The sequence below is a fragment of the Dokdonia sp. R86516 genome, from assembly GCF_044596715.1.
Lineage (GTDB): Bacteria > Bacteroidota > Bacteroidia > Flavobacteriales > Flavobacteriaceae > Dokdonia.
This window is the reverse complement of record NZ_CP138998.1, coordinates 2,607,116-2,631,314: the sequence shown is the minus strand read 5'-3', so window position 1 is coordinate 2,631,314 and position 24,199 is coordinate 2,607,116. Positions and strand designations below refer to the sequence as shown.

Annotated in this window: 15 protein-coding genes; 8 read left to right on the top strand and 7 right to left on the bottom strand. The window is 37.6% G+C overall.

Translation table 11 applies throughout. The features are described 5' to 3' along the window. The first annotated feature begins 47 nt into the window (after positions 1-47). The 3 genes from SJY23_RS11775 to SJY23_RS11765 all read left to right on the top strand — a co-directional run bounded on the left by SJY23_RS11775 (position 48) and on the right by SJY23_RS11765 (position 4,696). Entirely contained in the window at positions 48-635 is a 588-nt protein-coding gene (locus tag SJY23_RS11775) for a hypothetical protein (protein ID WP_298350838.1), read from the top strand. A 296-nt stretch (positions 636-931) separates the two neighbouring features. Beyond that, positions 932-1,828, top strand: coding sequence for a serine hydrolase (locus SJY23_RS11770; RefSeq protein ID WP_396596491.1), 897 nt, complete (start codon positions 932-934; stop codon positions 1,826-1,828). A 24-nt stretch (positions 1,829-1,852) separates the two neighbouring features. Continuing rightward, complete coding sequence (locus SJY23_RS11765) at positions 1,853-4,696, top strand: NTP/NDP exchange transporter (RefSeq protein WP_396596490.1); 2,844 nt, start codon at positions 1,853-1,855, stop codon at positions 4,694-4,696. A 51-nt stretch (positions 4,697-4,747) separates the two neighbouring features. On the opposite strand, the gene SJY23_RS11760 is transcribed toward SJY23_RS11765, so the two are convergent. The 3 genes from SJY23_RS11760 to SJY23_RS11750 form a co-directional block, all read right to left on the bottom strand. Next, on the bottom strand, positions 4,748-5,995 hold the full coding sequence (locus SJY23_RS11760; protein WP_298350849.1) for a serine hydrolase: 1,248 nt from the start codon (positions 5,993-5,995) through the stop codon (positions 4,748-4,750). Continuing rightward, positions 5,995-8,913, bottom strand: coding sequence for a PEP/pyruvate-binding domain-containing protein (locus SJY23_RS11755; RefSeq protein WP_396596489.1), 2,919 nt, complete (start codon positions 8,911-8,913; stop codon positions 5,995-5,997). The genes SJY23_RS11760 and SJY23_RS11755 overlap by 1 nt, the downstream gene beginning before the upstream one ends. A 212-nt stretch (positions 8,914-9,125) precedes the next feature. Continuing rightward, entirely contained in the window at positions 9,126-10,328 is a 1,203-nt protein-coding gene (locus tag SJY23_RS11750) for an ATP-binding protein (protein ID WP_396596488.1), read from the bottom strand. A gap of 301 nt (positions 10,329-10,629) precedes the next feature. On the opposite strand from SJY23_RS11750, the gene SJY23_RS11745 reads away from it, so the two are divergent. The 5 genes from SJY23_RS11745 to SJY23_RS11725 all read left to right on the top strand — a co-directional run bounded on the left by SJY23_RS11745 (position 10,630) and on the right by SJY23_RS11725 (position 20,463). Next, positions 10,630-11,085, top strand: a complete 456-nt coding sequence (locus SJY23_RS11745; RefSeq protein ID WP_013752306.1) for a MarR family winged helix-turn-helix transcriptional regulator — start codon at positions 10,630-10,632, stop codon at positions 11,083-11,085. Then, positions 11,085-13,493, top strand: coding sequence for a 3-hydroxyacyl-CoA dehydrogenase/enoyl-CoA hydratase family protein (locus SJY23_RS11740; RefSeq protein ID WP_396596487.1), 2,409 nt, complete (start codon positions 11,085-11,087; stop codon positions 13,491-13,493). The genes SJY23_RS11745 and SJY23_RS11740 overlap by 1 nt, the downstream gene beginning before the upstream one ends. Positions 13,494-13,647: 154 nt before the next feature. Continuing rightward, positions 13,648-14,841 (top strand): acetyl-CoA C-acyltransferase, encoded by a 1,194-nt coding sequence (locus tag SJY23_RS11735; protein ID WP_035337179.1) that lies wholly within the window; start codon positions 13,648-13,650, stop codon positions 14,839-14,841. 174 nt (positions 14,842-15,015) lie between these two features. Next, positions 15,016-16,830, top strand: coding sequence for an acyl-CoA dehydrogenase family protein (locus SJY23_RS11730; protein WP_396596486.1), 1,815 nt, complete (start codon positions 15,016-15,018; stop codon positions 16,828-16,830). A gap of 180 nt (positions 16,831-17,010) precedes the next feature. Further along, positions 17,011-20,463, top strand: a complete 3,453-nt coding sequence (locus SJY23_RS11725) for a pyruvate carboxylase (RefSeq protein WP_396596485.1) — start codon at positions 17,011-17,013, stop codon at positions 20,461-20,463. Positions 20,464-20,630: 167 nt separating this feature from the next. Here SJY23_RS11725 and SJY23_RS11720 read toward each other — a convergent pair whose 3' ends face one another. Genes SJY23_RS11720 through SJY23_RS11705 form a run of 4 tightly spaced genes read right to left on the bottom strand, consistent with a single transcriptional unit; the run spans position 20,631 to position 24,042 of the window. After that, on the bottom strand, positions 20,631-21,701 hold the full coding sequence (locus SJY23_RS11720) for an HNH endonuclease (protein WP_396596484.1): 1,071 nt from the start codon (positions 21,699-21,701) through the stop codon (positions 20,631-20,633). Then, complete coding sequence (locus SJY23_RS11715; protein ID WP_396596483.1) at positions 21,682-22,731, bottom strand: DNA adenine methylase; 1,050 nt, start codon at positions 22,729-22,731, stop codon at positions 21,682-21,684. Before SJY23_RS11715 ends, SJY23_RS11720 begins: the two co-directional genes overlap by 20 nt. Beyond that, positions 22,724-23,722 carry a DNA cytosine methyltransferase gene (locus tag SJY23_RS11710; RefSeq protein ID WP_396596482.1) on the bottom strand — a complete coding sequence of 333 codons (999 nt, stop codon included), beginning with the start codon at positions 23,720-23,722 and terminating at the stop codon, positions 22,724-22,726. Before SJY23_RS11710 ends, SJY23_RS11715 begins: the two co-directional genes overlap by 8 nt. After that, the gene (locus SJY23_RS11705; RefSeq protein WP_396596481.1) at positions 23,719-24,042 is read right to left on the bottom strand and encodes a helix-turn-helix domain-containing protein; all 324 of its coding nucleotides are present in this window, start codon (positions 24,040-24,042) and stop codon (positions 23,719-23,721) included. Before SJY23_RS11705 ends, SJY23_RS11710 begins: the two co-directional genes overlap by 4 nt. Between the last annotated feature and the right edge of the window lie 157 nt (positions 24,043-24,199).

Here is a 24,199-nt window from a genome sequence, read left to right as displayed (position 1 = left end):
CGACAGCTTCTAAGATCTTGCCACCAATAGTCTAAAAACACTCTTAATTGAAAGTCAAACGACCATATCTGAAAGGAAAATCTGTTTTTATAGTTTCATTACTTGTAATAGGAATCACAATTCTGACTGTCTATCTTACTGGAGTAAATTACCATCGGAGCCTGACTTACAATCTTTATTTGTCACTTGGAATTATAGCTGCAGCTCTATTTCTGTTTATGACTTATGGACTTTACACTGGAATCGGACTAATTGATAATTTTCCAAAATTTAGAAGTTTTAAAAAATTTAAAAATGGAAATTTCATTCCTCATAACGACTTAGGACCAACAATGGAATTACCGTCAGTGGGAGATGGAATCGGAGGACTTATTTTATCAATTCTGTTGTGGATTGCGATGTCAATTTTGTTTGTGATTTTACTAGTAGTTTTCGAAGTCGTTTTTTGGTTTTCCTTATTTATAATTTTGGCAATGCTATATTGGATTTTTTTTAGAGCATTAAAATTTGTTTTTAATAAATCAAAAGAAACAAAAGGAAATATGGGAATTTCAGCAATTTACTCGCTGACTTATACGCTGCTCTATGTTGGTTGGATTTTCGGGATTGTTTATCTGACAGAAATAATGAAATAATGCCAAATGGCACCAAAGCATTGAGTTAGAAACACAACAACCTCAACTTTAATAAACACAAAATTCTAAGCTCTTTTTGTTCTATAATTTTCACTATACGAACTTTCTGATTTTCCACTTTGGCGAAAGCGCAACCCTATAAATCTCACCCACAACAATCCTCATTATAGACCGTTAATATCTTAACAAACAAACGCTGTAAACATTAACAGTTTGGGATGGAATTAACAGTAATACTAGCTATCTTTGGCAGCCTTTTTGTATACTTAGGTTGAACTATAAATACATAGAATTTTATGAAATATATCACGCTTATAGTGTGCGTTATAGTGTCTTCTGTACTTAGTGCTCAGGAGCTTCCTATACAGATGGACTCTGTAGAGCCTCTTGAGACTCATACGAGTCCTATATTGAGAGAGCTTTTAATACAAGAGATTAATAAAAACTCAAAATGGAAAAATCTAGTGAAGTCTAATAGAATGTCTATAGGCGTTGTAGATATGTCCAACTTAGAGAATATAGAGTATGCAGGTATCAATGATGAGTTTATGATGTATGCCGCAAGTTTACCTAAGATTGCCATACTTCTTGCCGCAATGGATGCTATAGAAAATGGCGAACTACAAGACTCTAGAGAAATACGTAAGGATATGCGACTTATGATAAGTAAGTCTAATAATGCTGCCTCTACTCGTATGATAGACCGTGTGGGCTATGATAAAATAGAACAGGTACTGCGCAGTGACCAGCTCAAGCTTTATGATGAAGAAGTAGGCGGTGGTTTATGGGTAGGCAAGAGATATGCTGCTGGCGGAAAACGTAACCCAGACCCTATGAAGGGATTAAGTCACGCGGCTACAGCTAGACAGGTATGTAGTTTTTACTACCAGCTTGCAATGGGTAATCTAGTAAGTACAGAAAAGTCTGAAGAGATGCTGGATATTATGAAAGACCCAGCGCTACACCACAAATTTGTAAACACGCTAGATAAAATTGCTCCTAAGGCAGATATTTATAGAAAGTCTGGATCGTGGAAAAACTGGCACTCTGACTCTGTATTGGTATGGGGACCTGAGCGCAAGTATATACTAGTGGCTCTTATAGAAGATGCACAGGGTGAGCAAATTGTAAGAGATTTAGTAATTCCTTTAGAAAAAGCAATGAAAAAATCACGAGCTTTAGCCTATAACTAGGGAACCTCATTATAAACGCAATGAATGCTTAAAAGTCTTTACAAGAAAGCCTTTGATATAAGAGATGGTGAGATCACCATCTCTTTTTTTATGCAGCTGTACATCTTTTTGGTGATTACAGTGCTACTTATTGTAAAGCCTACTGTAAACGCATTATTTCTATCTGCTCTTGGTGCAGAGCGATTACCTTACGGGTATCTTCTTGTTGCGGCGGTGGCTATTTTAAGTTCTTACTTCTATAACAAATCTCTAAAACGATATTCTTTTAAAAAGGTCGCTACGATAACCTTATGCGCTTTTGGCTTCTTTTTTATGTTGCTTTCTGTCGCCTTGCATTATAAATTTCTTGAGGTCTGGCTGCTTTATTATTACTATGTTCTCATATCCTTGTTTGCCGTGGTGGTGACCTCACAATTCTGGATACTGGCAAATATGGTTTATAATGCGAGAGAGGCAAAGAGACTCTTTGGCTTTATAGGTTCTGGCGCTATTGCTGGTGGAATTTTTGGTGGGTACTTAACGACCTTAATTTCGGCGGCTTTTGGGAATAAAACGTCTATTCTTATAGCAGGGATTCTCATTTTATGCTGTGTGCCTATACTCTATCGTATTTGGAATTTAAGATTACGCACGCTTTCTATGTACACGAGAAAGAAAGAGATACACCAAGTGTCTAACCCAGATCGTAATGCTTTTCAAATCATCTTAAAATCTAAGCATTTACTGTATTTGGCATCTATAATCGGGATAAGTGTACTGGTGGCAAAGCTGGTTGATTTTCAATTTAGTGATTTTGCGCACAAGGCCATTCCAGACTCAGATGAGCTTGCTTCTTTTCTAGGGTTCTGGTTTTCTTCTTTTAACGTAGTGGCTTTACTCATACAGCTTTTTGTTACTAATAGAGTCTTAAGTTATCTAGGCGTAACCTCAACAATGCTTATACTACCACTAGGTATTGCCTTAGGCTCCCTCCTATTTCTTACGGTTCCTGAGCTTTGGGTGCTTATTATCATAAAAGGGCTAGACGGTAGCTTTAAGCAGTCTATAAACAAAGCAGCTGCAGAGCTTTCTATTTTACCCATACCGTATGCTATAAAGAACCAAGCAAAATCATTTATAGATATTGTGGTAGATAGTGTAGCCACAGGTATTGCTGGTTTTCTGCTCATTTTTGTGATTAAGGGTATGGAACTAGACACCAAGTTTGTGACCATTCTTACTATCTTTTTCTTGTTTATATGGCTCTTATTAATCTACAAGCTAAGAGATGCCTACTTTGATTCGTTTAGGTCCAACCTCAAGAGTTTACTGCTCAATAAAGATGAGTCCAAACGAAACTTCAGAAAAGAACGCACCATCGCTACTGCAAGACATATTTTACAAAATGGTGAAGAAAGCGAGATTCTCACTTTATTATCTAGATTATCATCTGCTAGGCTTAATCCCTTAAAAAAGCAAATAGTAGCACTTTTAGACCATCCTTCTAATGCTATAAAAATAGCGGCTATTGAGGAGTTGTATTATTACAAAGAAGGTACGGCATTACATAAAATCAAAGCCCTCCTTCATACTAGTGATAGCGCACTCATAATAGCCACATTACAATATTTACTTCATCACACCAAAATAGACGATCAAGAATTATTTACAACCTATCTAGATCATCCAGAAAAGCCCATTGCAAATGCCGCGCTTTTATGCCTGGCACAAGATGCACGCCTCAATACAAATCTTGGAAAGCAGTTTAATTTAAGAGACCGTATCGCGACTCAAATAGAACGACTAGGCACACCAGAAGGACTAGAAAATGTTGCCGAAACTTCTGACCTGCTTCTTAGCATCGCCTACTCTGGGCTTAATGAGTTTTACTACTTTATCTCTATTCACTTCAGTAATAAAAATAAAAAGGTAGCAAAGATAGCTATTGAAGCTGCAGGCATTACCACAGACCCGCTCTTTGTAGGGAATCTCCTCCAGTTTCTAGAAAATAAAAAACTACGTAAAGCAGCCATAAAAAGCCTTACTCAATATGGGCCAGAGATTACTAAAACACTTCTCAGGCTAGAAAATGAAGATGCCTTTAGTCTAGATATCAAAAGAAATCTACCTAAGGTTATAGCAACATTTAACTCTCAAAATGCAGTAAGAATCTTATTCAAATTTTTAGGTAGTAACAACCTCATCGTACGTAAAAATGCCTCAAAGTCATTACTAAAACTAAGTAGTAAAAACCCGTCGCTTACTATTGATAAGCGCAAAATCTCTAGATACATATTACTAGAGAGCAACTACTACCAAAGCACGCTTAACGCCCTTGCTACCTTCACAAAACTTGTAAACAATCCGCCAGCAGACTCACCAGAGGAAGCTAAAGAAACAGATGTTTTACTCGCCCGTGAAGCCATAGTTCTCATTTTAAGAGAACAAGTAGATCAAAGTCTACATAGCATCTTTACACTATTAAGTATACGTTACAATCAAGAAGATATAAGTGCTGCGTTTTTGGGTATTAAAAGTAAAGATGATACAGCGAGAATCAACGCCATAGAGTTTTTAGACAACCTCTTACATATCAAACTTAAAAATAAGATCCTGCCATTGCTCGAAGTACATATTATTGACACAGATGTTGATAATCTACATTCTCAAGAAATGGTAGAACAAACAGAATTTGATGCAGTGCGAAGCCTTATACGTAATCGCAGCAGACAGATGAACATCGCTATGCTCCACCTCATTGAGATACTAGAGGACACAAAGTATATTGCCATTACTCAATCTTTTACAAAGCATAAAAACACAAACATTGCAAAACTTGCTACGCGTGTATCTACAAGTCTACAACGGGTAAAACAGCAACAAAAGTAAACGCCTTCTAGTAACAACTAGAAGGCGTTTTAATAGAACTGTAAATGCTTTTTATGTGGGATTTACCACCTTATCAATACTACTTGCTAGGTACATATGTGCACCTGCAGAGTTTTTATTAAGTACGTTTGTCATCAGGCATACAATGTATTTTTTACCATTAGGCTGCTCTACAATAATCACTGAGTTCATATAGTTAAACACATTACCCGCATAGTCACTACAGTTAGGGTTTTTCTCTCGATCGCATTTATAAAACGAACCAGACTTAAAGTACACCGCCGCATCATCCAGTCTATTAGAGTGTGCATAGCGTATACGTCTGTCAGTCATATATAATAATCGCTTCATCTCAAGCGAGCTTTCTTCATCTATTACATTTCCTTGCTCTAGCGCTACTAGAAATTTCATAAGTCCTTTAGGAGTCCCTATACTTCCACCTTCACGACCTACGTACTTACCAGCAGGACGTGTAAACATCCCTCCTAGTCTCCAGTCGTCTTCTGTAATTCCTAGATCTCTTAATGGCTGATTTACCACTCGGTTTGCTTGACTCGTAAGAGAGTCTCTATCGGTCTCTACAAAGTAATTTTCTGCTTCTTCTTCGGTGAGGTCTGCATATTTTCGTCCAAACGCGTCTAGCAGCATTGTCTCTCTATACAGCACACTCGCAGCTCCGTTATTACTCACAGAGACCATATGATCTGCCCATTCATACAGCGAGAACTCATCACTAGCAACCACTTGTCGCTTTGTTAACTTATCACTGTCTATATCATACACAGGTATTGTGTGGTGATCTCCTGTTCCCCAGTAGCGAGCCTTTACTCGCTTATTACACATAAGCCCCGTACGCAACTCAAAGTTATCTGGATATACCTCTGCAAGCTCTGTAAAGAAACCGTTGAGAACAGCAATTTTACCTACACTTCCTGGCTGGTACCCTACATTTTCTCTGTGAGCCGCATACTTTAAACTATCTGGATTAGTCATATCAAGTACCGCAAGTGAGTAGTTTCCGCCAGGTGTAATTCTCGCAATCTTTCTAGCAAAATCATTGTCTTCTACAAGTATTGCTCCAAGAGAATCACGCTTTCGCGAAAGCAAATTAAGCTTGATATCCTCTAGTTTTAAGTAAGCGCCATTAGGAATACGCTTGTTTGCAATACTATCCATCTCCATTTTTTGAAGTCGGTATAATCGTTTTATACCCGTTGTATCATACCCGTCTATAGGATAAAGCATCGCTACAAATAAAGTAGATAAAGCGATGAATGTTAGTGTGATATATGTTTTCATTAGTTTATAGGTGCATCAAGCGTTATTAAAAAGTCTTTGTCAATTTTTGGTGAGATTGCCTCGAGATATTCTGAGGACTTCGCCGTTTTATTTTCTACAAATGGTCGTATCTGGAACAGCCATATTTTGTCATTTTCAAAACCAAGCTCCACATCATAAGCCCCGTCATAATCAGAACCTGTCATTTCTGGTAGTCGTGTTCTTATAGACTGGGCAATGGCACGTATATCCTTTATGTTTTTCTCATTGAGAATCTCTTCGTCAAAGGTTGCGATGTTTCTCTTCACACCTCCCGTTGCTGGCAGTCTAATAAAATCTGCCTGTCTCGCTGGCGATAGTAAGCGTGCATCTGTAGCGGTAACAAGTCTCGTTTCGGCGGCTTGTCCATCTACTGCTCCTCCTGCACCACGGCTAAAGGCAATAGTAAGATCCTCATCTGTACCTTGATTAATACCCTTTGTAATCATCACACCGCTATACTCCACATCTACCGAAGGAATGATAAGTATAGAAGGAAACACATTTTCTGGATTACTTAGATACTGCTGGCGCCATTTAAAACTACGCTCCGTATATGGAGAAGCCCACACGTCTTTAATCCCTTTTAAGATTTTATCCTCATCAAGAATATTAAAAAGCGTCAAGTTCAATCCTGCTCCCGTAAATTCTTCAAGGTCTTCCATATTTGTATCACTACGCAAGAATACAGGAGTTTTACCCATAGGCGATTTAAAGACTTTTTGGAAATCTGCACGCAGGCTATTTACAAATGACGGCTTGAGCGTCATCACATTTATGGCCTCTCGTAATCGCTGCAACTCTTGCAGTTGGTACGTCTCTATCTCTTTTGATGACGCGCCGTTACTTCTCATTTGTTCCGCTTTCGCGAAAGCGTTATTTAAAAACTCCCAGTAAGAACCCTCATAATTGGTCATTTTTTGATCCATATGATCCTTAAAAATGCCGAAAGGAATAACAAGACCTTCTACCACCTGCTCTGGGAACATCTTCTTGAGCTGTCCAAGGTTTGCCGCCTTAGGGCCTACTAGTTTTCCAGACGCGCTTGCATCAAGATCACGCATATTTATGATGTCTTTCTTATCGAGCGCTATCTTCTCTACAGGCACGGTTACCTGACTTGTAGAACGTTGCTTCTTTGAGAATAACTCACGCTCCTCATCTGTAATATCGTCCTCACCTTTTATAATCACACTTCCTTTATTTGAAACAGCATAGAAGACCTTCTTACCGCTATACTTGCTCAAATCTTGAAGATTTTCTTGCGATAATGCCGCATTAGGGATTCCTAAATTACGAGCTAGTAACTGCACGTGTGAAACCAGATTACCTTCTGATACCGTCATAATACCAGCCACAGGCTTGAGGTCAGACGGCGGTTTTTCAAAAACGTATATCTTCTCTGTATCCACTTCTATACCTTCTGGAGAACCTTCTATAACAACAAGCTCACCGTAGGCATACCCAGGATTTAATCCTCTCACAGAGGACTGTCCATCTATATCCATTACCTTATTTTCAAGCCCAGAATGTTTTGCTATAAACGCACCTAGCGTGCTCACACTCTCACCTAAATCTAATGCAACAGAAGATCGCACGCGGTCATCTATAAATCCATAAGCCTTAGGCTCAAAAGTTGCGTAGGTATCGACAACTTCTTGATACTTTGCCTTCACTTGTGAGGCGCTCCACTCTACAACACCCCTAGCTGTCGCCAGGAAATCGTTAAGCTGCTCGACACTCTTATCATTATGGTAACTATCTGCTTGTAAATACGGCTCTACTGCTGCCCACTCATTTAACTCAATAAGTCCTGTACCTGTTGCTGCATATGAAAGAGTTTGTATTTTATAAAGCAGCTCCTTTAATGTTTCTGGTTGCCACTCTTGTGTCTTTATGAGTAATATATCTTCCAGCTCATTAGATAAATCTAGCATCGCAAGGCGATCACTTGATCTACGTAAATTAAGTACGTCTTGACGTATATAACAGAGTACATCTGCAATTTCTGGCACAAGTGTTTGCGCAGAGGTATCCTGAGCAGCTGTTTCTAAAAACGTGCTAATGCGTTCTGTTAGATCATTTTTTACAGAGATAGCGTTTACTTGACTCTGTAGTTCCTTAAAATTGATAGGTGTATAAAACTCGGCGAGCGTTTTTTCTAGTTGGTCAAACTGCTTTTTCACTTCATCAGAGAGGTCTCCCTTATGTTTTGCTCTAAACTCTTGAACCATCTGGATGTCACTCACACTGGGCTTGCCGTGTATTTTAATACGGGCATCCATAAACTTTGGGTAAGTCTCTGCGAGTATTTTTGACTCACTGCGCATACGCTGGGCAATGTTGCTATCTCCATCGTGAGGAATATCACGTAAGGTCTGGCGTAGTAAATAGTAGTTTTGTCTAAAACGAGTATCGCTACGCAATAACCACTCGTAAAACTCAACGCCCCACGCCTCCTCATCTTCAGACTGGATGGCACCACGATAAAACTGTGACTTGCGCTGTACCCATCCATTATCTACACTGGCGAGGTATCTCGCTAGTTGATATTGCTTGATGCGGCTATTATCATTTGTAACATCCCAGAAAGCAACCTTATCTGTGTTTGCAAGTATATCTGCAAAAAAGAGGTGATACTTAGTACCTAGCGTTATTAGATCTTCACTATAACTTGCGTGCTGCACACCACCACCTATATCATCTGGACAAGGGTCACGTGCTTCTCGCATCGTACCATCTTCACAAAACCACTCTATTTTTTTATAAGGGCCTCGCGGATTTTCTTTAAAAGATTTAATATTCTTCTGTATAGTTGCTACGGGTAAGTCTTGAGCATACAGTGCACTTGCTATACAAATAGTAAGACAAGTGAGCAATAACTGGGTAATTTTCAACATGTAGTGTTGTTAGATTGGTTTGTTGCGCACTAATATAGTTGAGCCCTATTCCGATCTACTATAGATTAACGTATGTCTAAGTGATAATTAACTTAAAAATAACGATTCCAACCTGAAGCATACTCATTAGGCAGCAATAACCTTATGATAAATAGAATAGGCTTGATGTGACAATGACATGAAGTGTTACGCTTTCGCGAAAGCGTACTTAGCTACCTCGCTATGGTGAAGATAAACTCTGTATATTTTCCAAGCTTCGACTTTACTTTTATCGTACCACCAAGATTATTTACAAGTTTCTGCACCGTAGAAAGTCCAATTCCATGGCCGCGTTCTCCATTCTTATCAAGGTGTCCTACGGTACTAAAAAGAGTAAATATGCTATCAACCTTATCTTCTTCAATACCACGACCATTATCTCTTACAGAAAATTCAAAGTGCTTAGCCGTTTGTGTAGCTTTAATATCTATTACTGTATGCTTCTTATCATTATACTTAAGACTGTTTCCTATAAGATTTAAGAAAATCTGATCTAGTGCAGATCTGTTGCAATGTAATTCTATATTATTTTCTGGGAAATGAACTTCACATTCGTAGTTAATATTAAGAAGGTCTACAAGATCCTCAAGCATATCATTAAGCATGAATTCATGCACATCATCCTTATCATAAGCGGTACTCTCATAATGCGTAAGAATATTAGTGATATACTTACTCATAGACATAGATGACTTTTTAAGGTAGCTCAAGTAGTTTTTACCTTTTTCATCTATCTCGTCATTATATTTCTTTTTTAATATATCTGATGTAAGTATGAGGTTTGCTAGTGGCATCTTGAGGTCATGAGAAACAGTACCGGCAAAATCCTGAAGTAATGAATTATGCTTAGTTAGGTTTTCCTTAGTAGTTCTAAGTTTAGCATTTACAGATCTCAATTCAAAAAGTCGTTCGACCTGTTTCCCTAAGGTGATAAGTGCTTCTCTTTGTTCTTGATTAAGCTTATTAGGTTTATGATCTATAACACATAATGATCCCACAGCCATTTTATCTTTAGTGCGCAATGGAATTCCAGCATAAAAAATAACTGGCGCGTCTCCCTTTGTAAGTGGGTTGTTTACAAATCTCAAATCCTTTGTAGCGTCAGGAATCTCAAAAATCTCATTAGGAGTTAAAATTGCATGTGCGCAAAACGAGCTATCTCGCGAAGTTTCACAAGGAGCAAATCCTACTTTTGATTTAAACCATTGCCTGTCTTCATCTACTAAAGTAACTAGGGCTACAGGAGTCATACATATATATGCAGCTAATTTTGTGATGTAATCAAAATCTGGCTCCTGAGCTGTGTCTAGAAGGTCTAGACCATGTAAAGCTTTCATGCGCTTAAACTCATTAACTGGTGTTGCTGGTGCTATCATACTGGTAATAAATTTAAGTCGCCATTTAGGGAATTGTATTTGCTGGCTCAGTAGACAAAGATAATGGCTTCCTTTTAACAGGTGAACGTTTATAGATTATCATTTTGACTGTATTGAACAGACTAAGACGATATAATAACATAGAATTTACAAAATTTTTGCAAAGTTGAGGTATATTACAGTCAATGTATTAGCAACTACAGAAATAAAATAATGACTAATAATCAATAAAATTCGCAAAAACTACTGTGCGTGCATAGTAAATTATTGTATATTTACAACGATTTCGGAATAAAACCATATGAATGACAAAACAATAGACTACTGTTTGAGAGCCACTTGGCAAGCAGTAATGAAAATGTATAATGAACAAGCAGCAGAGTTTGATGTAACGATGGCCGTTGGTTTTGCGCTATTAAGTATAGATCCAGACCAAGGAACACCTTCTACAGCATTAGGCCCTCGTATGGGAATGGAAGCTACTTCCCTATCTCGTACACTTAAGACTATGGAAGAAAAAGGCTTGATAGAACGCAAACCTAATCCAGCAGACGGACGCGGAGTTCTTATACATCTTACTCCATTTGGAAAAGAAAAAAGAGATTTCTCAAAAACAAAAGTAAAGACCTTTAATGGCGCTGTGAGAAATACTATAAGTGAAGAAAAAATCAATAACTTTTATGAAGTTATTGATACTATCAATGATTTGATTCAAAATAGAAAAGTTTTTAACCAAAAAGAAACCTTAGTAAAATAATGGCAAAACGTAGAATAAAGAAAGTAGCCGTCATCGGTAGCGGAATTATGGGAAGCGGTATCGCTTGTCATTTTGCAAATATCGGTGTAGATGTACTCTTGCTAGACATCGTACCTAGAGAACTCAATGCTAAAGAGCAAGCAAAGGGTCTTACACTTAAAGATAAAGTAGTTCGTAACCGCATGGTAAACGATGCACTTACTACTGCTTTAAAAAGTAAGCCTTCTCCTATTTACAACCAGTCTTTTGCAAATAGAATCACCACAGGAAACCTTGAGGATGATATTGCAAAAGTGAAAGATGTAGACTGGATTATAGAAGTAGTTGTAGAAAGACTTGATATTAAGAAGCAAGTTTTTGAAAACTTAGAAAAACATAGAACTCCTGGTACACTTATTACTTCAAACACTTCTGGTATTCCTATCCAGTTTATGTCTGAAGGTCGCAGTGAAGACTTCCAGAAGCACTTCTGTGGTACACACTTCTTTAACCCTGCACGTTACCTGAAATTATTTGAAATCATCCCTGGGCCAAAAACAGACCAGAGCGTTCTTGATTTCTTAAATAATTATGGTGAGCAATTTTTAGGAAAAACATCTGTAGTAGCAAAAGATACTCCAGCGTTTATAGGTAACCGTATCGGTATCTTCTCAATTATGTCATTATTTCACACCGTTAAGGAAATGGGGATGACTGTAGAAGAAGTAGATAAACTTACAGGTCCAGTTATAGGACGCCCTAAATCTGCAACCTTCCGTACGGTAGATGTTGTTGGTCTTGACACCCTTGTACATGTTGCAAACGGTATTGCAGAGAACTGCCCTAAGGACGAAAGAAAAGAATTATTTGCCTTACCAGGTTTCATCAGCACGATGATGGAGAATAAATGGTTAGGTTCAAAAACAGGTCAAGGATTCTATAAAAAGAGTGTAGATGCGACAGGACAAAAAGAAATCCTTACGCTTGACCTAGATACACTAGATTACCGCTCAGCAAAAAGAGCAAAATTTGCAACCTTAGAGCTTACAAAGTCTATCGATAACGTGTATGATCGCTTTAAAGTGCTCGTAGGTGGAAAGGACAAGGCTGGTGAGTTTTACCGCAAGTCTTTTGCACACTTATTTGCATACGTTCAGAATCGTATTCCTGAGATTACAGATGAGCTTTACAAGATAGATGATGCTATGAAGGCTGGTTTCGGCTGGGAGCACGGACCATTCCAAATTTGGGATGCTGTAGGTGTAGAAAAAGGTATCGAACTAATGAAAGCAGAAGGTCTTGAGGTTGCCTCTTGGGTAACAGATATGACTGCTGCTGGAATAGAGACATTCTACTCTGTAAAAGATGGTGCTACGCATGTATACTCCGCTTCCGCGAAAGCGCATGTAAAAAAACCTGGTCAAGATTCATTTATCATTCTTGATAACATCAGAAAACAAACAGAAGTATTCTCAAACACGGGAGTATCTGTACAAGATCTAGGCGACGGAATCTTAAACGTAGAATTCCGTTCTAAGATGAACTCTATAGGAGGTGATGTACTTGCAGGAGTTAATAAGGCTATTGATATGGCCGAAAAAGATTTTGATGGTCTCGTAGTAGGTAATCAAGGTACAAACTTCTCTGTAGGAGCAAACATTGGGATGATCTTCATGTTTGCCGTAGAGCAAGAATACGATGAGCTTAATGCTGCTGTAAAGTATTTCCAAGATACATGTATGCGTTTGCGTTACTCTGCTATCCCTACGGTTGTTGCACCTCACGGTATGACACTAGGTGGTGGATGTGAGATGACACTTCATGCAGATCGCGTAGTAGCTGCTGCCGAATCTTACATAGGACTCGTTGAGTTTGGTGTAGGTGTAATACCAGGTGGTGGTGGATCTAAGGAAATGGCCTTAAGAGCATCAGATAAGTTTGATAAAGGTGATGTACAGTTAAATGTACTTCAAGAGCACTTCCTTACTATTGGTATGGCAAAAGTCTCTACCTCTGCTCATGAAGCCTATGATCTTAATATCCTTAAGCATGGTAAAGATATCGTGGTGGTAAATCGCGATCGTCAGATTGCTACAGCAAAAGCTGTTGCACGCCAGATGGCAGACCAAGGATATACTCAACCGGCAAAACGTAATGATGTACTTGTATTAGGTAAGCAAGCATTAGGAATGTTCTTAGTAGGAACAGATTCTATGGAAGCTTCTCACTACATCTCTGAGCATGACAAGAAGATTGCAAATAAACTTGCCTACGTGATGGCTGGAGGAGATCTTTCTGAGCCTACAAGAGTTTCTGAGCAGTATTTACTAGACCTAGAGCGTGAAGCGTTCTTATCACTAGCTACTGAGAGAAAATCACTAGAGCGTATCCAGCACATGTTACAAAAAGGAAAACCTTTACGTAACTAATATATAATTGCCCTTAGCCTCCCCTTTGAAGGGGAGGTTGGTGGGGATGTATAAGTTTAGATTTTATCAGCATATAATTTTCTAAACACAATAACATCTCCCCTAGCCCTCTTCAACGAGGGAGATTATAACCTAATAAAGAAACACTGTTATTATGAAAACAGCATATATAGTAAAAGCATATAGAACAGCCGTTGGGAAAGCTCCCAAAGGTGTCTTCAGATTCAAGCGAGCAGATGAGCTTGCTGCAGAAACGATTCAGTATATGATGAAGGAGCTGCCAGAGTTTGATAAAAAACGCATAGATGACGTAATTGTTGGAAATGCAATGCCAGAGGGATCACAAGGTCTTAACATGGCACGTCTTATCTCTTTAATGGGACTTGACGTAATTGATGTACCAGGTGTAACTGTAAACCGTTTCTGTTCTTCTGGAATAGAGACTATCGGTATGGCAGTAGCAAAGATTCAAGCCGGAATGGGTGATTGTATTATCGCTGGTGGAGCAGAGTCTATGTCTTCTGTACCTATGACAGGATTTAAACCAGAACTTAACTACGATACCGTAGTAAAGTCTGGACATGAAGATTACTACTGGGGAATGGGTAACACGGCAGAGGCTGTTGCAAATGAATTTAACGTATCTCGTGAAGATCAAGATGAGTTTGCATACAACTCACACATGAAAGCCCTACGTGCACTAGCCGAAGACCGTTTCCAAGATCAGATTGTTCCTATCGATGTGGAGCAAACCTATATTGATGCAAATGGTAAGAGAGCAACTAAATCTTATACGGTAAATAAAGACGAAGGACCACGTGCTGGAACTAGTAAAGAAGCCCTTGCAAAGTTAAGAGCTGTATTTGCTCAAGGTGGTAGCGTTACTGCAGGTAACTCTTCACAAATGAGTGATGGTGCTGCCTTTGTAATGGTAATGAGTGAGGAGATGGTAAAAGAACTTAACATCGAGCCTATCGCTCGTATGGTAAACTATGCTGCGGCTGGTGTACCACCACGTATCATGGGTATAGGTCCTGTAGCTGCAATTCCTAAGGCATTGAAGCAGGCAGGTCTTAAGCAAAATGATATTGAGCTTATCGAACTTAACGAGGCATTTGCTTCACAATCTCTTGCAGTTATCCGTGAGCTAGGTCTTGATCCAGATATTATAAACGTAAATGGAGGAGCGATCGCTTTAGGTCACCCACTAGGTTGTACAGGTGGTAAACTTTCGGTACAGTTATTTGATGAGATGCGCAAGCGTGACATGTCAGGTAAATACGGGATGGTTACTATGTGTGTAGGTACTGGACAAGGAGCAGCAGGAATTTACGAATTCCTTAAATAATAAAATAGATGAGACCTCTTATTATAAGGAGTGTCTCATCTGTTTAAAATTCGCTTTCGCGAAAGCGTGAAAAGAAAAATTAAAAAAATAACACAATTTAAAAATAGAGATCAGATTTTAGAAGGATGATTACCCCCTATCTAACGTCTAAAATCTCAAATCTAATATCTAATTATGGCAACAGAAGAAACAAAAAAAGATATCTTACGCGGTGGACAATTTATCGTAAAAGAAACAGCTTGTGAAGATGTCTTCACAATGGAAGATCTTAATGAAGAGCAGCGCATGATGCGTGACAGTACTAGAGAGTTTGTAGATCGTGATCTATGGGCACACTGGGAGCGTTTTGAAAAGAAAGATTATGCATACACAGAAGAAACAATGCGTACGGCTGGTGAGCTAGGTTTACTAGGTGTTGCAGTACCAGAAGAGTATGGTGGATTAGGAATGGGCTTTGTATCTACAATGCTTGTTTGTGATTACATCTCTGGTGCAACTGGATCTTTTAGTACAGCCTTTGGAGCGCATACAGGAATTGGAACAATGCCAATTACTTTATACGGTAACGAAGAGCAAAAACAAAAATATGTGCCTAAACTCGCTAGTGGTGAGTGGTTTGGAGCTTACTGTCTTACAGAGCCAGGTGCTGGATCTGATGCAAACTCAGGAAAAACTAAAGCAGTACTTTCTGAAGATGGAAAATCTTACAAGATTTCTGGACAGAAAATGTGGATTTCAAACGCAGGATTTTGTAACCTTTTTATCGTATTTGCAAGAATAGAAGACGATAAGAACATCACAGGATTTATCGTAGAAAATGATCCTTCTAACGGAATCACACTAGGTGACGAAGAGAAGAAATTAGGTATCCACTCTTCTTCTACACGTCAGGTATTCTTTAACGATACAGTAGTATCTGCAGAGAATATGCTTTCTGAGCGTGGTAATGGATTTAAAATTGCAATGAACGCACTTAACGTAGGTCGTATTAAACTCGCAGCTGCTTGTCTTGATGCACAACGTCGTGTAGTAAACGAGGCAGTAACATATGCTAAGGAGCGTGTACAGTTTAAAACTCCTATCGTAAACTTTGGTGCAATCAAACAAAAGCTTGCTACCATGGCTACAAATGTATATGTAGATGAGTCTGCATCATACAGAGCAGCAAAGAACATAGAGGATCGTATCGCGATGCGTCATGCAGAAGGAAACACACACCAAGAAGCAGAGCTTAAAGGTGTTGAGGAGTATGCTATTGAGTGTTCTATCCTTAAGGTTGCCGTTTCTGAAGATGTACAGAATACAACAGATGAAGGTATCCAAGTTTTTGGAGGAATGGGCTTTAGTGCAGATGCTCCTATGGAATCTGCTTGGAGAGATGCTCGTATCGCTCGTATCTATGAAGGTACAAACGAGATTAACCGTATGCTAGCGGTAGGAATGATGGTGAAGAAGGCTATGAAAGGTCATGTAGACTTTATGGGGCCTGCTACTGCTGTAGGTGAAGAGCTTATGGGTATTCCTTCTTTTGATACACCAGACTTTTCTGAAACATTATCTGAAGAGAAAGATCTTCTTAAGCGCCTTAAGAAAGTATTCTTAATGGTAGCAGGATCTGCTGCAAAGAAATATGGAACAGAGCTAGAGCAACACCAGCAATTACTAATGGCTGCTGCAGATATCTTGATTGAAATCTATATGTCTGAGAGTGCAATCTTACGTACAGAGAAGAATATCAAGCGTTCTGGTCTTGAGAGCCAGACTACGCAACTTGCAATGACGCAATTATACTTATTCAACGCAGTAGATATTATCCAAACGAAGGCTAAAGAAGCTATTATCTCTTTTGCCGAAGGTGATGAGCAACGTATGATGCTTATGGGTCTTAAGCGTTTTACAAAGTACACAAACCAGCCTAACGTAATAGGCTTACGTAACCAGATTGCTGCAGATGTGGAGCAACATGGAAAATATCGCTTTGACGCATAATACACTTTAATAAGTCACTAAAACTATGTGTAATAGATTACGTATTGAAAATGACTTAAAAGTGTTTATGTTCGCTTGCGCGAAAATTTAATTTAATCAAAGCCACTTCTCCTATTGAAGTGGCTTTTTTTGTACCCTACTACTACAACGATTTCGTAACACAACAACCTATCTTATACAATGAAAATTAAAAAAGTCCTTGTCGCCAATCGCGGGGAAATTGCCATTAGAGTACTGCGTGCCTGTACCGAACTTAATATCGCTACAGTTGCGATTTATACCTACGAGGACAGATACTCACAACATCGCAATAAAGCAGATGAGTCTTACCAAATAGGCAAGAATAATGAGCCACTCAAGCCCTACCTTGATATGGATCAGATTATTGACTTAGCCAAATCAAAAAATGTAGATGCCATTCACCCCGGATACGGTTTCTTGTCTGAAAACTCCACCTTTGCTAGAAAATGCGCCGAAAACGGTATCATTTTTATAGGTCCTAAACCTGAGGTGATGGACGCACTAGGTGATAAAATCACTGCAAAAAAAGTAGCACAAAAGTGTAATGTACCTATAATAGAAAGTAATAAAATTGCGCTAGACACCCTTGATATTGCACTTTCTGAAGCTACAAAAATTGGCTATCCAGTGATGCTTAAAGCCGCCTCTGGTGGTGGTGGTCGCGGGATGCGCATCATACGTAAAGAAGAAGATTTACAGCTTAGTTTTGACTCGGCTCGTAATGAAGCGCTTAACTCCTTTGGTGATGATACCATGTTTCTTGAGAAATACGTAGAAGACCCTAAACACATAGAAGTACAGATTGTAGCAGACACCCACGGTAACATCAGACACTTGTATGAGCGTGATTGCTCTGTACAACGTAGACACCAGAAGGTGGTAGAGATGGCTCCTTCTTATGGACTATCACAAACACTACGCGATAATCTATACAAATATGCCGTTGCCATTGCTACCGAAGTAAACTACAACAATATTGGTACTGTTGAGTTTTTGGTAGATGCAGATGATAATATTTACTTCATTGAGGTAAATCCGCGTATTCAAGTGGAGCATACGGTTACTGAGATGGTAACAGGAATTGATCTCGTAAAAACACAGATATTTGTCGCTGGAGGTTACAACCTATCAGACAAGCAGATTAAAATTTACGGTCAGGAATCTATTGGTACTTATGGTTTTGCGATACAATGCCGCCTTACAACCGAAGATCCTGTAAATAACTTTACGCCAGATTATGGGAAGATTACTACCTACCGTAGTGCTTCTGGTATGGGAATTCGTCTTGATGCGGGAAGTATTTACCAAGGGTATAAAGTAAGTCCGTTTTTTGACTCTATGCTTGTCAAAGTTTCTGCACATGGTAGAACGCTTGATGGCTCCATTCGTAAGATGGTTAGAGCATTAAAAGAATTTAGAATACGTGGTGTAGAGACTAACATTCATTTTCTGCAAAATGTCATCCAGACAGATACCTTTAAAAACGGAAAAACTACCGTAAACTTTATACAGAATACTCCTTCCCTCTTTGACATCAAGCTATCACAAGACAGAACTTCAAAAGTGGTTCAGTTTCTTGCAGAAGTTAGTGTGAATGGAAATTCTGACGTAAAGAAAAAGGACGACTCTAAGATTTTTAGAACACCAGAAACCCCATTATACAGCCTCTCAGACCCTTTCCCGAAAGGGACCAAAGACTTACTCACAGAGTTAGGTCCAGAGGAGTTCTGTAAATGGCTCATGGCAGAAAAAAAGATACATTTTACAGATACGACCATGCGTGATGCTCACCAGTCCCTACTGGCTACACGCATGCGTTCGTATGACATGCTTAAGGTAGCATCTAGTTTTGCAAAAAATCACCCTAACACTTTTAGTATGGAAGTTTGGGGAGGTGCAACCTTTGATGTTTGCTTGCGTTTCTTGCACGAAAGCCCGTGGACACGCCTGCGCGAACTGCGTAAAGCGGTGCCTAATATTCTTTTCCAGATGCTCTTGAGAGGATCAAATGGCGTAGGATACAAGGCATATCCAGATAACTTGATAGAGAAATTTGTTGAAAAATCTTGGGAGAATGGCGTAGATATTTTTAGAATTTTCGATTCGCTTAACTGGGTAAAAGCCATGGAACCGAGCATCCAGTACGTGCGTAACCTCACAGGAGGAATCGCCGAAGGTGCAATAAGCTACACCGGAGATATTCTTGATGTAAAGCAAACTAAGTATGATCTTAAGTATTATACCCAACTAGCAAAAGATCTTGAAAACGCAGGAGCACATATGATTGCCATAAAAGATATGGCAGGACTTTTAAAACCGTATGCCGCTACAGAACTTGTCACAGCGCTTAAAGACACCGTAAACTTACCGATACACTTACACACGCATGATACGTCGTCATTACAGACGGCTACTTATCTTAAAGCCATTGAAGCAAATGTAGATGTGGTAGATGTAGCCCTAGGCGGACTATCAGGACTTACGTCTCAACCTAACTTTAATGCGGTGGTGGAGATGATGAAATATCAAGAACGTGAGCATCCTTTTGAGATGGATAAACTCAATCAGTTTTCAAATTTCTGGGAAGACACGCGCGAGCTCTACTACCCTTTTGAGTCTGGACTCAAAGCAGGAACCGCAGAGGTTTTTGAACATGAGATTCCTGGAGGGCAATATTCTAACCTTAGACCACAAGCAACGGCGCTAGGTCTTGGTGATCGCTTTGCCGAAGTAAAAAAGATGTATGCAGCTGTAAATAGTATGTTTGGAAACCTAGTTAAAGTAACACCTAGCTCAAAAGTAGTGGGTGATATGGCGATATTTATGGTGACTAATAACCTTACGCCAGAAGATGTGATGGAACGTGGCGACACAATTTCCTTCCCAGAATCTGTGATTAATTTCTTTAAAGGCGATTTAGGACAGCCCGTAGGCGGATTCCCTAAAAAATTACAAGCTATCATCTTAAAGAATAAAGACGCCTATACAGACCGCCCTAACGCGCATCTGGCTCCTGTAGATTTTGACAAGGAATATGAAACCTTTACGGCCAAATTCCAAAAAGGATTTACACGTCCTCTAGAGATGGAAGACTTCTTATCATACATGCTCTACCCTAAGGTTTTTGAGCAAGCGCATGAAAATTACAAGAAGTACGGTAACCTGGCCCTCGTACCTACTAAGAATTTCTTTTACGGTATGGCATTAGGAGAAGAGATTCTCATTGAGCTAGAGCCTGGTAAAACTGTTATCATCAAGTTACTTTCTATTGGGATACCTAGTGATGAAGGAATGCGCACCGTGTTCTTTAAAGTAAATGGTGAAAACCGCTTTGTCGAAGTACACGACACCTCGCTCAACATTAAGAAAGTAGAAAATCTTAAAGTAGACCCAGAAGACAGCAACCAGATAGGCGCTCCCCTACAAGGATCTCTCTATAAAGTGCTTGTCAAAAAAGGGCAAGAGGTAAAGGAAAACGACCCACTCTTTATCATAGAAGCCATGAAGATGGAAACCACCGTAGTCGCCTCAAAAGACGGCCGAGTGGCATCCATCACCGTAAGCGACGGCAATATGGTCTCACAAAATGACCTTGTACTCACCATTGAGTAGTACGCAGCGCTATTGATTTCTTATAAGTACGCTTTCGCGAAAGTGTAACAAACTAAAAACCACCCGAGGAATTGGGTGGTTTTTTTGTAGAATATATTTAGAAATACTTTATAATTAAAATCTAGTAAAGACTCATTGTTCTCGCCGATTTCTTTTGTGAACGTCATTCAAACTTTAGCATCTCTCTCTATCATTAAATTCCTATGATAAGCAAGAAAAATTTTACGTTTATCATTCAAAATACTATTTTCAAGCCTATAGTCTCCCCAAAAGTCCTTTACATCTTCAGCAATTCGGCTTGAGAACAACATTTCTCCTTCGTCCGAAAAAGAAATATATTTTAGGTCAAAAAGAGAATCAATTGTCCGACTTAAAAGTAAACCATTATTTGGGTCATAAGCTTCATTTTCGTCTGAATCAATGAATGGTTTTATATGACTTGCAATTAATACAGGATAAGTTAGTTGCTCTAAAACACACATTGGGTTTCCGTATATTTCTTCACATTCGTCTTGTAATTGATTTTTGTATAATCTGTGCAAATATGGGTCTCTCCGTTTTGAAACAGCTTTTAAATCTTCTCCAAAAATTTGTTCAGCATCCTCCTTAAAGTATAAATCATCATTAACGAAAACTAAATCATCTAACTTACCTAATAAGTTAGATAAATAGCCAATTTGATTATATTTCCTTTTTAAAAATCCAATATTGTTTGCTTCCTTTACATATTTTTTTAAATCGTTTTCTGGTAAAAAAGTTTCTTTTTGCGCTTCAATATCTACAAGCATTAAAGCTATTATTTCTTCTTTAGATAGCTTTCCTTTTTCAATTAAAGTTTGAACCAAAAAATTAATTTGTTTAATAGAAGATTCATTATTTACAGCTCGATTAAAACTTGAATTTGAGTAAACAATTTTTGATAATAATGTTACTCTTTTTTTATTAGTTCGAGCACTAATATATTCCTGAGCTTGAGGATGGTATGAAACTAAAAAAGAATTAACAAAACCCATTTTAACTAATTGGTTAATTGATTTTCGAATTGAAATATGATTAATTGGATTTACTTTATATATTTCGTCTTGCAGCCTTGAATATTTATCCTCTGAATATTCTTCTGTTTTGAAATCATCAATAAATTGAATGCAAACAGCCAAAGTATCCAAAAATTTCTGCCCATTATAATCTGTAAAGGCATTGGTTAATTTCCAATAGTTTTCATAATTCTGCTTTGGCATATTTTTTTTTAATATTTTTTTGGGATAACTCATTTTTCACAATAAATAAATATTCTTTATTAGTTTCTTTTTTTTCTTTTCCTGTGATTTTGTAAACGTGTTTTCTCTCAATGACTTGAACATTATCAGAATATTTATTTAGTAAATATAAAAGTTCACTTTTTGAAGGATAAGACGAGTTATTATAACTTAAATACCAGTATTTAAATTGGGATAATTTTGAAAATAAATTATCAAACAACTCAACAGCATTTTTTTTATTAATAAAATTATTCTCAAAAGGCTTTGTTTTCTTTGAGGTAATAAAATCATCTACCAAACCATAAAAGCCAAAGTAATTATTCATAGTACCTGTGTATGGTGGGTCTAAATAAATTATATCTGCTGAAACTTTATCTATTAAATTAAAAATATCGTCATTATATGCTTTGTTTTCTTTGTTGTTGTTAAATACAGAGTTGTTATAGTCATCTAAATTTTTTAGAAAATGAAATTTGAATGATTGATTGTGATAAGCTCTTCTTCGTTTGTACTTTTCATAACTGTATTCTTCATCACGTAATTGAACAATTTTGTCCCAATTAAGATTAAAACGAGAATATGGCATTTTTCTTACCATAGCTCTTCTTATTAAAGAAAAAGCCAATGATTTTTTTTCATCTGAATCTAACTTTTCAATATTCTCTCTATATAAATCAAGTTCTTTGCATTCTTCTGGAAAGAAATATACTTCCGAATAATTATCGAACATAAAACCTTCAAATGGTTTCCCAGAAAATATGAGATCAATATCTTCCTTGGTTAAAAGAGATTTATTGTTTTTGATTAAAGCGTTAGCAATATGATAATTTATTTCTAAAATGTCATTTGTATAAACTTCTAAACCTCTGCATTTAGCTTCATAGCTTAAAGAGCAACCTCCAGAAAAAGCATCAAAAAGTGTATCCGCATCTTTTGGAAATTGGTCACAAATCCATTTTGCAATTTTTTCTTTATTGCCAATATAGTTGACTTTAGGATACTTAAACATTTTTACTCATTTTGATAATTACTTTTGCAATTGCTTCTGCCATTTTAGGTGGAACAGAGTTACCTACCTGTTGCTGTTGTGATATTCTATTTCCTTTGAAAACAAAGTCATCCGGAAATGACTGTAATTCTGCAAGTTCACGGACTGTTAATGCTCTATTCTGCTCATAATGAAAGATTTTACGCATATCTCCAGTAACACAAACCGAAGGTTTGTCACTTGCGTATTTTATATATTTTCTAACATCACCAGACTTTGGTCTAATATTTACTGGAATCTCATTTCTATCTCCACCATCAGAAACATAACTCATTTTGGTAAGCATTTGTTCTGAATGTGACATTGCAATGTGATTAGGAATCGAAGATTCCTCACCAGATTTTAATTTTGGATATTTTGATAATGCTTCTTTTACAGAAACATAGTTTTCTACTTCTTGTTGTGGGAATTCAATTTTTTGATTTGTTGAAGTACCAATAAATATTACTCTTTTTCTAACTTGAGGAACACCGTAATCTGCTGAATTTAAAATCTTACAATCCACTTTATATCCAAGTTTTTCAAAATCTTTTATTATTTCGTTTCTTGTTGCACCTTTGTTGTGAGTGTATAATCTTGCAACATTCTCCATTACAAAGAATTTTGGTTTTACCACTTTCACGACTCTTACAAATTCTTTAAATAATCTATTTCTTGGGTCATCAACAAACTTTCTACCAATATTTCCTGCAATACTGAATCCTTGACAAGGTGGTCCGCCAATTACAACATCTATTTCGTCATACTCTTTGAGATATTTTATTTCAGAGTCAGATAAATCACAAATATCTTTCTCGATAAGTTGATGATTTGAAAAATTATGCTTGTACGTTTCACAAAATTGTGGTTCAATATCTATGGAAAATACATTTTGAAAACCTTTGTTGTCAAAACCTAATGAGAAGCCACCAGCTCCTGAAAACAAGTCTATATATTTTAGTTTAGTCTTCATAAATCCAATTCAGCTTGTTTAACATTTGTATTCTTTATATAGTGTGCAGTATCTTCTGCTACTGAAAAAATAGAATCCGAACATTTGTATTTAAACGCTTCTCTCGCAAATTTATCAGCAAAAAACAAGTCCGTTATTTTTTGAAATTCATATTCAAATAAAGTAGCGAGTGATTTTAATTTAGATTTACTGAATTTTTGCGTTCCGTTTTCAATCCTGCTAATTGCACTTGAATTAATTCCGATTTTTGCTCCAAATTCAGTTTGTGTCCACTCTCTTTTTTCTCTTTCAGTTTTAATAAAATGTCCGAAACTTGTCATAATTATAATTTTATCAAAAAACGATTTGATCTATTTTTAGCAAATGTAATGATAATTTGCGATTTTTATATCAAGTTACGCGGTAATTCATAAAATATTTACAGTTCGCACATTTACTATTAATTAGATAAAACATATTTTAAGATTTTTAAAATAC

Bases quoted from the DNA above. Each gene is read 5' to 3' on its own strand.
- SJY23_RS11770 (WP_396596491.1), top strand. From the start codon at position 932: ATGAAATATATCACGCTTATAGTGTGCGTTATAGTGTCTTCTGTACTT.
- SJY23_RS11765 (WP_396596490.1), top strand. From the start codon at position 1,853: ATGCTTAAAAGTCTTTACAAGAAAGCCTTTGATATAAGAGATGGTGAG.
- SJY23_RS11760 (WP_298350849.1), bottom strand. From the start codon at position 5,995: ATGAAAACATATATCACACTAACATTCATCGCTTTATCTACTTTATTT.
- SJY23_RS11755 (WP_396596489.1), bottom strand. From the start codon at position 8,913: ATGTTGAAAATTACCCAGTTATTGCTCACTTGTCTTACTATTTGTATA.
- SJY23_RS11750 (WP_396596488.1), bottom strand. From the start codon at position 10,328: ATGATAGCACCAGCAACACCAGTTAATGAGTTTAAGCGCATGAAAGCT.
- SJY23_RS11745 (WP_013752306.1), top strand. From the start codon at position 10,630: ATGAATGACAAAACAATAGACTACTGTTTGAGAGCCACTTGGCAAGCA.
- SJY23_RS11740 (WP_396596487.1), top strand. From the start codon at position 11,085: ATGGCAAAACGTAGAATAAAGAAAGTAGCCGTCATCGGTAGCGGAATT.
- SJY23_RS11735 (WP_035337179.1), top strand. From the start codon at position 13,648: ATGAAAACAGCATATATAGTAAAAGCATATAGAACAGCCGTTGGGAAA.
- SJY23_RS11730 (WP_396596486.1), top strand. From the start codon at position 15,016: ATGGCAACAGAAGAAACAAAAAAAGATATCTTACGCGGTGGACAATTT.
- SJY23_RS11725 (WP_396596485.1), top strand. From the start codon at position 17,011: ATGAAAATTAAAAAAGTCCTTGTCGCCAATCGCGGGGAAATTGCCATT.
- SJY23_RS11720 (WP_396596484.1), bottom strand. From the start codon at position 21,701: ATGCCAAAGCAGAATTATGAAAACTATTGGAAATTAACCAATGCCTTT.
- SJY23_RS11715 (WP_396596483.1), bottom strand. From the start codon at position 22,731: ATGTTTAAGTATCCTAAAGTCAACTATATTGGCAATAAAGAAAAAATT.
- SJY23_RS11710 (WP_396596482.1), bottom strand. From the start codon at position 23,722: ATGAAGACTAAACTAAAATATATAGACTTGTTTTCAGGAGCTGGTGGC.
- SJY23_RS11705 (WP_396596481.1), bottom strand. From the start codon at position 24,042: ATGACAAGTTTCGGACATTTTATTAAAACTGAAAGAGAAAAAAGAGAG.